This is a genomic window from Microbispora sp. NBC_01389 (assembly GCF_045040095.1).
Classification (GTDB): domain Bacteria; phylum Actinomycetota; class Actinomycetes; order Streptosporangiales; family Streptosporangiaceae; genus Microbispora.
Window position 1 is genome coordinate 3142931 of sequence record NZ_CP109552.1, and the last position, 13385, is coordinate 3156315.

General features: G+C 69.2%; 11 protein-coding genes. 1 reads left to right on the plus strand and 10 read right to left on the minus strand.

The window, feature by feature from the left end:
* Positions 1-109 precede the first annotated feature (109 nt).
* From OG344_RS14375 to OG344_RS14390, 4 genes are all read right to left on the minus strand, one after another.
* The gene (locus OG344_RS14375) at positions 110-1312 is read right to left on the minus strand and encodes a MaoC family dehydratase N-terminal domain-containing protein (RefSeq protein WP_405088639.1); all 1203 of its coding nucleotides are present in this window, start codon (positions 1310-1312) and stop codon (positions 110-112) included.
* Between the two features lie 125 nt (positions 1313-1437).
* A complete protein-coding gene (locus OG344_RS14380; protein ID WP_405088640.1) occupies positions 1438-2619 on the minus strand; it encodes a MaoC family dehydratase N-terminal domain-containing protein in 1182 nt (393 codons plus the stop codon).
* A 27-nt stretch (positions 2620-2646) separates the two neighbouring features.
* Positions 2647-4005: an AMP-binding protein gene (locus tag OG344_RS14385; RefSeq protein ID WP_405088641.1), complete on the minus strand. Its 1359-nt coding sequence runs from the start codon at positions 4003-4005 to the stop codon at positions 2647-2649.
* On the minus strand, positions 4002-4274 hold the full coding sequence (locus OG344_RS14390; RefSeq protein WP_405088642.1) for an acyl carrier protein: 273 nt from the start codon (positions 4272-4274) through the stop codon (positions 4002-4004). Before OG344_RS14390 ends, OG344_RS14385 begins: the two co-directional genes overlap by 4 nt.
* Before the next feature lie 132 nt (positions 4275-4406).
* Between OG344_RS14390 and OG344_RS14395 the strand changes: the two genes are divergently transcribed.
* Positions 4407-5789 carry an MFS transporter gene (locus tag OG344_RS14395; protein ID WP_405088643.1) on the plus strand — a complete coding sequence of 461 codons (1383 nt, stop codon included), beginning with the start codon at positions 4407-4409 and terminating at the stop codon, positions 5787-5789.
* Positions 5790-6025: 236 nt separating this feature from the next.
* On the opposite strand, the gene OG344_RS14400 is transcribed toward OG344_RS14395, so the two are convergent.
* The 6 genes from OG344_RS14400 to OG344_RS14425 form a co-directional block, all read right to left on the minus strand.
* On the minus strand, positions 6026-7123 hold the full coding sequence (locus OG344_RS14400) for a hypothetical protein (RefSeq protein ID WP_405088644.1): 1098 nt from the start codon (positions 7121-7123) through the stop codon (positions 6026-6028).
* Positions 7124-7127: 4 nt separating this feature from the next.
* Entirely contained in the window at positions 7128-9179 is a 2052-nt protein-coding gene (gene fxlM / locus OG344_RS14405) for a methyltransferase, FxLD system (protein WP_405088645.1), read from the minus strand.
* A 50-nt stretch (positions 9180-9229) separates the two neighbouring features.
* Positions 9230-10303: a lanthionine synthetase C family protein gene (locus tag OG344_RS14410; RefSeq protein ID WP_405088646.1), complete on the minus strand. Its 1074-nt coding sequence runs from the start codon at positions 10301-10303 to the stop codon at positions 9230-9232.
* Positions 10300-12330, minus strand: coding sequence for a lantibiotic dehydratase family protein (locus tag OG344_RS14415; RefSeq protein ID WP_405088647.1), 2031 nt, complete (start codon positions 12328-12330; stop codon positions 10300-10302). The genes OG344_RS14410 and OG344_RS14415 overlap by 4 nt, the downstream gene beginning before the upstream one ends.
* 82 nt (positions 12331-12412) lie before the next feature.
* Positions 12413-12595, minus strand: coding sequence for an FxLD family lanthipeptide (locus OG344_RS14420; protein ID WP_405088648.1), 183 nt, complete (start codon positions 12593-12595; stop codon positions 12413-12415).
* Positions 12596-12776: 181 nt separating this feature from the next.
* Positions 12777-13382 carry an ATP-binding protein gene (locus OG344_RS14425; RefSeq protein WP_405088649.1) on the minus strand — a complete coding sequence of 202 codons (606 nt, stop codon included), beginning with the start codon at positions 13380-13382 and terminating at the stop codon, positions 12777-12779.
* Between the last annotated feature and the right edge of the window lie 3 nt (positions 13383-13385).

Consider the following 13385-nt stretch of genomic DNA (forward strand, 5'->3'; position numbering starts at 1 on the left):
AGCCGCGCACGCCCTGTCGGGGATCACGGACGTGCCGGTCGGTCCGCTGCCCCTCGCGACGCACCACTCCGGACACCGCTTCGTCCGGGTGAAGCCGGGGGTCGCGACCCTAGTACCATCCGGCTCGGCGGTGCGTGTCGAACGGCACATACTCGGGAGGGTCGGTGTGGGGAACCGGCAGGACCGGCTGACCCATGGCCGCCGAGGGCAGGAACACGGTCGCGTAACCGAGGCAGTGAACCTCGTCGCGCTGGTTGAGGCCGACGATCTCGACGGCCACCGCCGCGTACGGCACGGTTCGCCCCGCTGCATCCGTCTTCTTCGTGACGTACTTGCGGATCACCTTCCCCTTGTAGATCGCCGCGTCGCCGTAGAAGATCGGCCTGCGCATGGTGGTGTACATGCGGTGCACGAACGCGTTGTCGCCCGCCCAGTTGGTGAGCAGCCGGATCGGCGCCTGCGCGCGCTGGATGCCGAAGTCGAAGGGCAGCGGCTGGCACCGATAGGGCGCGAGATGCCTGTCCTCGTGCTCGTCGTAGGGGGTGTAGGGCCACCCGGTCACGGGATGGGTCCGGGCGAAGGCCGGGTTCTGGCGAGAGCGCCGGTAGGCGGGCCGGAACGCACGCACCAGGCGCGTGCCGTCCAGGGCGGCGAGGAGCCCGTGGTCCAGCGACTGATAGGTCAAAGCGTCGCCGACGGTGTACGGCGGCTGCACGATGTTCGGCAGCTCTTCGCCTCCGTCGACTTCCTCCCAGGACAAGACGTGAGCGCCACGACGCTGCTCCTTCTCAAGCGCCTCGCCGAGTTTCTCGATCTCGGCGGACGAGTAGTGATGGGGCTCGCGGTCGTAGAGCATCCGCTCGCCCAGTCGCTCGACCGGCATCACGCGAGTCCCGCCCATCTGCTCCACCGGCAGATGGATGAGGCGTCCGTAGGCCTTCGCTTTCAGCGCACCGTAGTTGGTCCAGTAGAAGTTCTCGGAATGATGGAAGATGACCTTCCCCTGCCGCCCATGGGTGACGACGAGTTCGCGGGGGATCTTCGACGAGGTGAAACGCATCCCGGGACGCAGCACGTCGTAGAACTCCCACGCCACCCCCGACAGGAAGTTCGCCACGGGATATCCCTGCGGTCGCTGCGCGCCATGGTCGGCCGGGAATCGGACGTGGATGAGGATGGTCGGAGGGGCGATCTGACTGCCCAGCCAGGACCGTTCCCCATAGGCCGGATCCGTGTAGAGCGGGTTGTCCTCGCCGATGGCGTAGGCGTAACGCCGGATCAGATCCTCCGTCAGGATCAGGGCGCTGGGCACAGGGACGGCGTCGGGATCGAAGGGCGGAGCAGGATGCGGCGGCGGGCGGTCTTCAGGGCTTTCCCTGTGAAGAAGGCGCCTGCTTCGCTCGATGAACTCCGCCAGTGCTTCGTCGAACGTCTGCATCAGTTCTCCCGCGGTGCGTCGCCGGTAAGTCCTCCCCGTACGGGGAGCCTGACCGGCTTCCCGTGGTCCGGCAGGAACACGACGGCGTGGGCCTCCACAACGGGCTCGTGGAGCTGGTTCCGTCCCATCACCCGGAGAGTGATCGCGTGATAACGGGTCCTCCCCTCGTCTGTCGCCGTGTAGCGGTCGATGACCGTTCCGGTCAGCCACAGCGCATCGCCGTAGCGGAAGGGCCGCATGATGCGCGCGCTCAACTGCCGCAGGAACGCGTCGTCACCCATCCAGTGCGTCACATGCTGGCCGGCGAGCGCGAACAGCAGGCCTCCGGGCGCGCTGGGCCCGTCGGGGGCCGTGGCCGCCGAATCCAGCGAGCTCTCGGCCATGTCCCAGGTCGGCCACCCGGTGACCGGATTCGCCGCCCGGCGTCCCTTGAGCTCGGCCAGGCGAGCGTGGTGCAGGTTGCCGGCTCGCACGGGGCGGCCCTCGGCGAAGACCCAGAGTTCGAGGTCGGCCAGCGTCAGCGGACCCTTCAGGAGGGTCGGTGTCGAATCCCCCAGGGCGACGTCGCTCCAGAAGCGCGGGACCGCGCCACGGGAGGGTTGTTCGGTGTCCAGTTCCCGCGCCATCCGCTCGACGTCGGCGGGCTCGTACCGGTGGATCGAGCGGTGCGAGAACAACGAACGGTCCTTGTCGAGCGGGGCGACCTCGACCTCCGCCCAGCCGCGCGCGAACCCCACACCGTTGCGCCGATATTCGACGGTGGACAGGACGCGGGCCCGGCCCGCCGCGGCGAGGTGCCGGCTGACGTCGCTCACGCAGACGCTCCCGGCGAGGGCATCCCCCAGCCGGACGGTGTCGTCCCAGCTCAGGTGCAACGAGCTCAGCGCGCCGGTCAGCCGGTGCTCCATCAGGTCCAGCACGCCGGCCGAGGCGGGCGCACGGACCGCCAGGACGAACGTCGGGGGCGCGAGCATCGTGTGATGGACCGAGCCCGCGCCATACCGCACATCGAGGTAGAGCGGGTTGTCGTCACCTGACGCGTCGACGAACCGGCTGACATTGATCCAACTCGCCACGTCGACTCCCGGCTCGACATCGGGGGCCAGGCAGCCGATGACTCTTCTGCTCGACTGGATCAGTCGCTCGATCTCGTCGTGTTCCATGGTGTCGTCCTGCTTCACGGTAGAGATACCGACGCGGAACCGATATCACTCATGACCGGTCGCCAGCTCGTCTGTCAGCGCTCCGTAGTCGATCTTCCCGGTGCCGGTCATCGGGAGCCGGTCGACGCCGACGACGTGGATGAAACGTGTCGGTACGCGGATGAGCTCGCCCACGTGCTGGGACAGCTCACGCCCCGATGTCGTCGCGTCACCTGCCGCCCGCACCAGCACCAGCCGCCCCGACAGCTCCAGGGCAGCCACCCGGCCATGTGTCACCAGGAGTATTTCCAGCTCGTCGAGGTTCACGCGCCGACCGCCCAGCTTCGCGATGCGGCGCTTACGGCCGACGATCGAGTAGAAACCCTCGTCGTCGACGTCGGCGAGGTCACCTGTCCCGAGCCGGCCGCGGTTGACATCGCCGGAGGCGAGATCCGCGCGCCCTCGCGCGTACCCCAGCATGATATTGGGTCCCTCGTAGAGCAGTTCCCCGTCGTCGGCGAGTGACAGGTGGCCGCGGGGAACCGGTACGCCGACACGGTCCGGCTTGTCCAGCAGCCGGTCGGGCGGCACATACGCGATCCGCGCGGTGGCCTCGGTCTGTCCGTACATCACGACGAGCCGTCCGCCCTGTTCGGTCATGTGGCGTCCGAAGCGGAGCACCGTGTCAGGCTCCATGCGGCCGCCGGCCTGGGTCAGGGTCCGTAGGTCCGGCAGGCCGGCCTCCTCGAAGCCCAGCCGGGTGAGGATCGCGTAGGTGTAGGGCACACCGGCCAGGGACGTGCACGCGTTGTCCCTCATGGCCTCCCAGAACTGTGGCCGTACGATGCTGGCGCCGGGGAACACCACCGACGCCCCCGCGAGCAGGTGGGAGTTGAGGACCGAAAGCCCATAGGAGTAATGCAGTGGAAGGGCCTGCACAGCCCGCTCGTCGCCGTCGATTTCGAGGATCTGGGTGATCTGGGCGGCATTGGCATCGACGTTGTGCCGGCTGAGCCTCACGTACTTGGGACTGCCGGTGCTTCCTGACGTGCCGAGAAGGACCGCCAGCTCGTCGTCCACGGGGGGCCCGTCCGGACTGCGCAGCCGTTCGCAGCCGTCGCCGTCCAGCAGGAACTCGACCTGGTAGAGATCCAGTAGACGATCGATCGCGCTCCTGTCGGCGGCGCCGTCGAGCATCATGACCGCGTGGCCGGCCGCCATCGCGCCGAGATAGGCGATGGCCGACCGCGCGTCCGCATGACACAGGCAGGCCACGAGGGACTTACGCCGGCTGGGGATGGCCGCGCTCTTCCGGAGGACATCGGCCGCGAGCTCGGCATAGGTCCAGCTCCGGCCGGCGCGCCTGTCCACCAGGGCCGTGCCGGACGGTGGCCGGTCCAACCATTGCAGAAGCGCCGGTCTCATGGGCCGGCGTGATCCTTCGACTTCAGGACGGCGGCGGCGGTGGCGTAACTGTCGATCTCCAGCACGTCCTCCTCGCCGAGCGATACCCCGAAGGTTTGCTCAAGAGTGATGACGAGCGACATGTGGCCCAGGGAATCCCAGTGTCGATGTCGCCCGAAGGCCAACGTGGTCACGTCGGTATCCGGAGGCAGATCCAGCCCCACCTTGAAGGCCTCGGACAGCATCTGCTCGAAACCGAGCCCGTCCTGCATGGGATTCAGCGACGACATTCCGGATCTCCATAGTCCTGAAGTCGAGATGCGTGGTGTCCTGAGCCGCCCGATTCGATGGATGGGTCCGTACGGCATGCACTGTGGGACGCATCCGAAACGATCGCTGGTCCTGTCCGTGCGAAGTGTGGGATGCCAGCAGGTTCCTGGGCATTAGCCAGGTACATACTGGTTCCTCCCCCTCCGGGCGGGTGGCGGAACATCGGTCGATCGGCCCCGGTGGCAGAAGCCGAGGGAAGACCTGTCGGGGGAGAGCCGTTGGCCGGAGACGCGGCGGGGGAGCAACCCCGAACACTTTGGAAGAACCGGAACTTCAGCGTTCTTCTCAGCGTGCAGACCCTGTCCGTCATGGGGGACTCTTTCTCCATTCTGGCGATGCCGCTGCTCGTTTTCCACGCGACAGGCTCCGTCGTCCAGATGGGCCTGCTGACCGGCTCGGCGGGGGCGGCGTCGATCCTCTCGGGGATCTTCGCCGGGGTGCTGGCCGACCGGGTCGACCGACGGGCCCTGCTGATCGCGTGTGACGTCGTCCGGGCGCTCGTCTACGGGCTTGTCCCGCTCGTCTGGATCTTCTCCCCGCAGGTCTGGCTCCTCTACGTCGTCGTGCCGATCGGTGCCGCCCTGGGGATGGTCTTCCAGGTCACATACGTCGCCGTCGTGCCCGGCCTCGTCGCCGACGGCCAGATCATGAAGGCCAACAGCCGTCTCTACGGGACGCACTCCATGGCGAGCGTCGCGGGACCCGTACTCGCCGGTCTCCTCTCGGCGGCGTACGGCCCGTCCACCGCGATCGCGGCGGACGCGGCAAGTTTCGCCGTGTCGGCCGTCGGCCTGTGTTTCGTACGGCCCCGGCCGCGGAGCGCCACCGCGGACGCGCCGGCGGCGCGGGCGGGATGGAAGGACGTCCTGGTGGGCGCGCGGTTTCTCTGGGGGCATCCGGCGCTGCGGGCGCTGACGATCCTCCTGTCGTTCCTGACGTTCCTCACCCTCGGCCTGACCGATCTGATCATCTTCCACCTGAAGCATGATCTCGGGCAGCCCGACAGCGCGGCCGGATATGTGCTGGCATCCGCCGCGGTCGGGTCGGTGGTCGCCGCCGCCTTCGCGGGGCTCGCACGCAGGTCCCTCGGATTCGGCGCCTGCTGGATCGGCTCGTACGCACTGTGCGGTGCCGCCATCTCGTTCATCGGTCTGTCCGCGAATGTCGCCACGGTGGCGGTGCTGGCGACCGTCTTCCTCTTCTGCAGGGGCATCGCCGGGATCTGCTCCATGTCCCTGAGGCAGGAGGTGAGCCCCGATCGCCTGCTGGGACGTGTGACCGCGGCGTTCTGGACCATCCACGCGGCCCTCGGTCCGATCGGCGCGGCCCTGCTGACCTGGGGGGCCGCCCGTTACGGTGTCGCGGTCGTCTGCATGACGGCCGGGATCTCCTGTCTGACGATCGCCCTGTGCGCGACTCTGACCCCCATCCGCCACCCCCGCCCCGAGCTCCTGCCCGCCGAGGCCGGGAAGTAGGCCGGACCCGGAAGTTCACTGACGTTCGTCTCTGTGCGTGAGCAGCTCACAGGTGGGTGCGGCGCAATGCGCGGCATCTCGCACTCCGTTGCTTGTACGTCGCGGGGACGGGCGAACAGCGTGATAGATAGCCAGTCATTCGTGTGGTGATGCGTGACGGTGTCCACGCTGAGGACGGCAAACCCTGCCTGCGTGAGGTGTGGCTCAACGAGAGCCGCGCCAAGGCCGTGAGCGGGTCACAGAAGCCCGCGGAGTGTCACTTCGGCCGTGTCCACGGCTGTGGTGAGAGCGTGCATGTGGGCAGGTGAGAGCTTCCCGGCACCGAGCCTTGATGCGGTGAGCACGTCGTCGAGTTTCTGTCGTTGCTCACTGGCCAGGCGGGAGCAGACCGGGTGGTGGTTCAGGACGTCGCGGGCGGCGTAGGCGTCGAGGATGGCCACGTCCACGACGGCGTCCCGCAGAAGGGCGGGGCAGGGGCTGGTCCGATCGTGGGCCAGGTCGAGTGCGGTCAGTCCGACTCGAGCCTGGAACGTCGCGGTCGCGGGGTCGGGCGGGGCGATCAGAGCGAGTGCCTCCTGCAGGGCATGCTCCAGCTCCGGCTGCGGCGCTGGTGACATCGCTGGGCGGCAGCAGATGCGCAGGAGGGCCGCGATGGCGTTCTCCCACGGTTCCGCGGGGACGGTGGATTCGATCGTGGCGCGAGCCTGCTCGTCGAGGCCGCGTTCCATCAGTGACATGATCATGATTTGACGGCCGTCGAGGAGGCGATTGCCGACGCCGCGATGCGCGGCCATGGCTTCGGCGGCCTCGGTCCAGCGGCCGATCCGCGCCAAGGCCCTGGCGCCGTCGATGAGCACGGTGACCCACAGCTCCTCGCAGACCTTCCGGTGGTCCGCCTCCGTGTCGATCAACGCCGAGAGATCGACGTTGTGGTTACGGATCTCGGCTGTGCCACGCCGCTGAGCAGCGCGGTACAGCCGCGTGAGCAGGTCGTAGGCGCCTTCGCCGTCACCTTCACGGATCAGCAGCCGGGCGATGTTCACCAGCGGCATGAGTGCCATCACGGCGATGTCCCCGGTGAGGTTGCCCGCTTTGGCGAAGACCTGGTGCTGCCTCCAGCACAGCTGCGCGGCCAGGTCCGGCATCCCGACGTCGGAGGCGATCAGCGCGGCGTAGTTGAGGACTCCGCTGGCGCGGGCCACCAGATCACGGTGGCTCGCATTGGCGGGCTCGACGGTCAGCTCGGTGAGGTGGCTGATGCGTTCGGCCAGGGGTAACCCGGCCGCCTTGGGCCGGCGGACCAGCGGGATCCGGCTGGCTATCGCGGGGATCATCGGCTCAGCTCCTGCGCGGCCAGTCGACGACGAGACGGCTGTAGGTCTTGTCGATGACGAAGCGTGGTTCGGCGGCTGTCAGTTGGTCGCGGGCATCGCCTACGGCCATGCGGAAGCCGGGTTGTGGGGCGTTGTTGCCCCAGCCGCGGTCCCATTCGCCGATCTCGGTGGTTACCTGGTCGGCGAGCTCGGCGGCGCGCGGGCCGTGGCCGATGACGCCGATCTCCCAGAACCTGCCCTGCTCGTCCTCGCCTTCGCGTACGGTCAGGTAGGCCAGGGTGTCGCCGTCGAGCGCGGCCATGGAGCCCCAGCCGAAGTGCGGGGTGAAGCCGGGGCGGGACCCAGGCATGCGCGACAGACCGCCTGGCAGCACGCACGCCAGGTACAGATACAGCCACTGCCAGGGGTCGCCTTGGCGGAACTTCACGCCGGAGTAGACCTTGGCCTGCGGCTGGTCCAGCACGGTGCGCATCGCCTCGCGGTCCACGTCCTGCTCGCTGAAGGTCTCCAGGCGTACGTTCCCGTCACCGGCCATCGACACGAGCGTGTAGATGTCGTCACAGACGCCTTTGCGCAGGGGCACGAACGTCGCCATCTCGCACGAGACGGCCTTCCAGGTCTGACCGTCGCGTTCGAAGGCGAAGGATCGCGAGACGCTGCCGCGGATCCGCATCGGGATGACCAGGCGTCCGCCGGGGGCGAGCTGGTCGAGGATCCTCAGGGGGACGTCGCCGGCGCCGACGGTGAACTGGATGCGGTCGAAGGGGGCGTGTTCGGGAAGGCCTGCGGCGCCGTCGGCCAGCACGACGGTCACGTTCGGAGCCCCGGCCTGCGCGAGGTTCTTCTGGGCGCTGTCCACGAGGTCCTGGTCGACGTCCACGGTCCACAGGTGACCGCCGGGGGCCACGAGCTGGCCGAGTAGGTGTGCGTTGTAGCCGGTGGCGGCCCCGGCTTCCAGGATCCTGTGGCCGGGCTTGGCGCCCACCTGCTCCAGCTGGGTGGCGACGATTGAGGGTGCGGAGATGCAGGAGATCATCTCGCCCGTCTCGTCGTGCTTGATGGGCACGGCGTCGTCGACGTACGCGGCCTGAAGGTCGACGCCGGGGAGGAACAGATGGCGTTCGGTGTTCCGGAAGGCGGCGATGACGTCAGGAGTGCGCAGGTGGCCGCTGTCGATGAGGCGCGTCACGAGCGCTTCGCGCAGCTCGGCGGGGTCGGTTACAGGCGTCACGGTGGTCCCCATTCGGGTGAGGTTAGAGTCCGGTGAGGTGGACATGCGGGAAGACACGTCGGCTGCCTCCTCGTCGGCGAAGGCGACGTGTCGGCCCAGCCATGCGGTTGCGGCCTGCTCGTCGGCGGACACTCCGGCACGGTTGAAGGCGAAGATCGCGTGATGGGCGAGTACCGCGCGCAGACCCCGCGTCAGCCGCCCATCCGCGGCCAGCCCTCTCAGCCGGTATCCGGCCTCCTCGAACCCGGCGACGCGCTCGGCCCAGCCGGGCTCGGCGTCCGGCCGCCGAGCGGCGTCGGCGTTCATGAGGCGCCGCATGGCCGCTACCGCCTGGTCACGCGAGGCGATGGCAGGCGGAGTGACGGATGGCCGCAGGGAGCCGAGCTTCGCCCAGACATCGCCGATCTCGAAAGGGTCCAAGCCGGCCGCCCGGCTCATGGCCGAGATCAGCAGGACACAGCGTTCCCGGGCACCCGCCCTGCCCGTCTCGGCCAGGGCTGCGCGGCTGTCCGCGCAGAACACCTCATGGGCGATATCCATGCCTTCGGGGCCGCCGAACGCTTGGGTCTCCGGCTCGTAGACCCCGCCGACCCAGCCGCTGGCCAGCTGGTCGGCGACGAGCCGGTCCAGCAGGGCCGCAGCCGGGCGTTTGATGCGCAGCCGCAGCCCTCCATCCTTGCGGAGGTAGTGGAACCGCTGGTCGTGCAGCGCGGACACCAGCGCCTGGGCAGCCTCCAGGCTCACGGCACCGCCTGGGAACGACACGCTGGCATGCCACCAGCCCTGCTCGGGCGTGATCGGCAGGTCCTCATCGTCGACGTCCATGGTCGTGGGCGCTCCTTCTCAGTGAGGCTCGGGTCGAATGACGGGCGGAGTCAGGTGATCAGCAGGGCCCTGGCCCAGCCGGTGGTGTTCGTGCCGTCCAGGGCCAGTTGCGCGCCGGCACGGCCTTCCATGAATCCGGGCTTGGACAGCCGGCCCAGGTCAGCGGCCAGGCGCTTGGCCAGGTCCTCGATCAGCGGCGCGTATCGGTCCGGGTCGGGGCTGTCGTCGGCGACGGCACGGACGACGGTCAGCAGGCCGGCCCAGCCGTGGCACAGCGAAGCATCGGTGACCCGGTCAAGGCGGGCTCGGTCGGCGAGGACGCGCACGACGGTGTCCTCTGCCGCGAGCCGACGGACCGGGTCGCCCAGGACGATCGCGGCCACCTGCTGGCTGCGGGCGATGCCGAGTTCTCCGTAGCACCACGACGGGCGCGCGACCTGCCGTTTCGGCGGCTCGGGATTGGACAGTTGGTCGCGAGTGACCCAGTAGCAGCAGCCGTACCTGTCCAGCCAGCGCGCGACCACCTCGACGGCGTCGTGCTGTCCCGGCACCTGGACGCCACGCCGGGCGGCGAGGGACAGCAGCGCCAGGGGGCCGGCGATGCCGTGCGCGACACCGTTGTTGCCGTGTCCGCCGGGCATCTGTTCATCGGCAGGCCCGGCATCCGACCACCAGCCCGGCAGCTCCCGGCCATCGAGGCGGACCGGCCGGCACAGGGAAACCAGGTAGTCCAGCACCTCTTCCAGCAGTGGCGAGGCGCTGTCGCGATTCAGCAGCAGTGCGCCCAGCCCAGTCAAGCCCCGGATGAGGTCGAACTCCGCGGCATGCGGTAGTGCCGCGGATACCTGCCGCCGCCGCGCTGCGGCCAGTCGCGCGGTCACGACGCGGTCGACGGCGTCCCGGATGTCGCGGTCGGCACGCCGGGCACGGCTGAGCACGAACTCCAGTGCGGGGGCGCCGTGGAACAACGAGGCGTTGCCTCCGGCACTGACACCGCCCGCGACCGCCTGCGCCAAGGTCTTTCGAGCGGATGCGAGGTCACCACGCTCGATATGCAGCAGCGTTACCCCGAGCGCGCCCTCGGACAGGTCCTGCGTCCGCGGAAGAGCCGCCGTCGCGGTCATGGGCGTGCCCTGAGCGGGACAACGAGGCTGTGGGCGCGCCCGCTGATCCAGCCGTCGGCATCCGGTGGCGGCGCCTCGTACAGGACCGCGGCACCGGTCGGACTGGAGGCAAGGTGGGTGCGCAGCAGGTCCAGGTGCATGTCCTGGCGCAGATCGAGCGGAAGGTGCTGGTCGTCCTCGGCCAAGAGCACGCGGTCCGGCACGCCGAAGCAGCTCATCCAGGCGTGCAGGTGCCCGGCCCACTCATCCAGCGTCGCGGTGCGACCGGGCAACTCGTGAGCCTGCAGCTTCCATCGTGCGGGAACCAGGATCGAACGCCGGTAGTGCAATGCCGGGGTGAACGGAAGGGTCCAGGCGGCGCCCCAGTCGAACCACGTCACCTGGGGAATGGTGGCCCGGCTGATCTCGGCCAGGAACCGACCCAGGGGAGGGGTGTAGTTGTTCCACAGGAAGTTGATCGCGGTCGGTGCGAGCACCTCCACGTGCGTCCCGGTGGCGGCCTCGGTCAAATAGAGGCGGCCGTGGCGGAGACCGACAGCCAGATCGGACGGGAACAGCACACCCTTCCCGCGATGCCGAAACTCCCCGACGCTGACCAGCCGGGGCAGCACCTGCGGGGCACGGGTGAGCAGATCGGCCGGGACGCGGCCGGCGTGGAAGGACAGCTGGACCAGCTCCGCGCCAGGCTCGACCGTGGGCAGACCGGCGTACGTTGCTCCGGTCTGCGGGAACAGATGCCAGAAGCGACCCGTCATCGAGCCGGCCGCCCGAGAGACGGTGAACACCCGAAGACGGAAGTGCCCGGAGTCGAGAGCCTGCGTCGAGTGCGCTTGTACCTGCACACACAGTTCGAGGTGGGGCGGGGTGACCGTACGCTTGCCCGCGGCGGCCTCCAACCGCTCGATCATCGCGCCGGACAGGACCACCGAGCGACTGCCTGTGACGGCCGCGGTGCCGGCCAGTTCCAGAAGCAGCCGGTCCCGGCGGGTCATCGGGCGAGGCGGCTCGGACACCTGGCCGAAACCCTCGGGAAAGCCCAAGCCCGCCTCGGGATCCGTCACCAGCTCCAGCGGCACCTCGACACCCTCGCCGTACCGGTCGGCGAACCGTTCGGCGTAACGGCGCCATGCCGAGGTCCCTGTCGGATAAACGGTGAGGCGCGTCAGGACCGTCGCGGCGGTCTCCACCTCCGTCACGACCGTCGTCGGCAGCCGCACCGCAGCGTCCAGCCGCAGATCCACCGCCGCCCGGTAGGGCGTGTCTTTCAGGGCAGCCGGCAGGGGATCGGCCGGGTCGACGACGGTGGCGGGTGCACGCAGCGACGACCGCAGCAGCCGCACCCGCAGCAGCTCCGCGACCAGCCCGGCCCGGTGGCGTTCGTTCGTGCTTGGGAATTCGGCGGCGAGCTTGTCCGTCAGGGTCGAGTACCGGATCGGGGCCCGGGCCGCATCCAGCACCAGCGCGACCGCGGGGGTCAGCGCGAGGGAGAACTCCGAAGCGCCCTCGGACGGCACGTAGACGCGCCCGCCCCGCAGAGCTGCCAGGTTGTTGACACATACGTCGACGTCGGCCATCCGCTCGCCGTCCGCCTCCAAGTCGCTGACCGCCGCGTCCAGCGCCACCGGGTCCGGCCGGGCAACAGCCTGGTGCAACTCCCCGAAGCGGACCTCGGCCACGTCGCCGAACTCGGTCAGCGCGACGCCCGCGAACAGACCGAACGGTGTCGAGCGGCGCGCGTACCTGATCGTGTATCGGGCGGTGGCCAGTGCCGCCCGGCGTGCCCGGCGTACCTTGACCGAGAGCCCGCCGAGGATCGCCTGGACCTTGCGGTCCAGATCCGGGCTGGCGCTGGACGCCGCCTGCCGAAAGGCATCGTCGGCCCACGCTGCCGCCAGCCACGAACGCCAGCGCTCGAGGGGCGCTGTGGGACCCGGCCAGGGCGGCAGGTCCGGCCCGGTGAGGCGCACCGCGGCGCGCAGCATCCCCTCACCGGCAACCCGGTACAGGCTGTGTCGTAAGCGCGTCATCACCCACACTCCGTTCTAGACAGGAAGGGAGCGGGCCGGAGGGAGACGTCCGTCCGGCCCGCGCCGCCGGGCTGGACCTGGGCTACGAGGTGGTGCAGGCGCTCGGGCAGGAGCTCCCGCAAGTGTCGCCGGTGCTGCACAACAGCACCGTCTCGGTCGCCGGCGTGTTCTCGATGAAGGTGATGTCGAGCTGGAACGGGTCGTCGGCGTCGTCGCCGGCGTGCTGGTGCGGTTCAACGCTCCGCGCGATGGTCTGCGTGCTCATCTTTGCTCCTGATCCTTGTTGGAGGGACCTTGGTAACCGCCCGATGGCCCGGGCTCTGGACACCTGGACCGGCGGGGGAACGGGGCCTCCCCATGTGGGCTCCCCGGACCGCATCGGTCCGGGGGTCGTGCTCGTGGCCGGCGTCCCAGGAAGGACCCGCCACACCGCCCCTTGCCGGCAGTTACAACGGCAGGGACGGAGACTGAGCCTTCGCGGCCGACTCCTCGGGGTCGAACTCAGGTTGCGCGGAGTCGCATGAACGGCGTCCGAGCGCGGGAAGGGCGAACCAGACACTCTTGCCCACCTGCGTGCTGTGATACAGCCGGGCCGGGCGCACGCCGCAGTGCCCTTTGGTCAGGGCGGCGACGATGCTCAGGCCGAAGCCGCCTTCGTCAAGGTGGGCGATATCGGGGTCGTCGGCCACAGCCGGGCACACGAGGGCTTCGGCGAGCCGTTTGGCAACGATGTCCTCCTGGTCGCCGACGTCAGCGATCTCACAGACGATGGGGAACCCCGCGTACTGAACCAGTCGCAGCTCACACGGACCTCCGGTGTGCACGAACGCGTTGGTCGCCAGCTCACTGACCACGACGTCCGCCTCATCGAGCGCGGGGCCGTCCACGCGCTCGGCGACGTGCGAACGCAACAGACGCCGAGCCTGCTGTGGGCCGCCTTCGCGGCTCAACTGCCAGGCGCTAACCCGGATCAGGCGGTCCTCAGCGGGGATCTGCACTGGTTGTTCGGTTGTTGGTTGTGGCGTCTGGGTTGGGGCAAGGAGCACATCCATGCA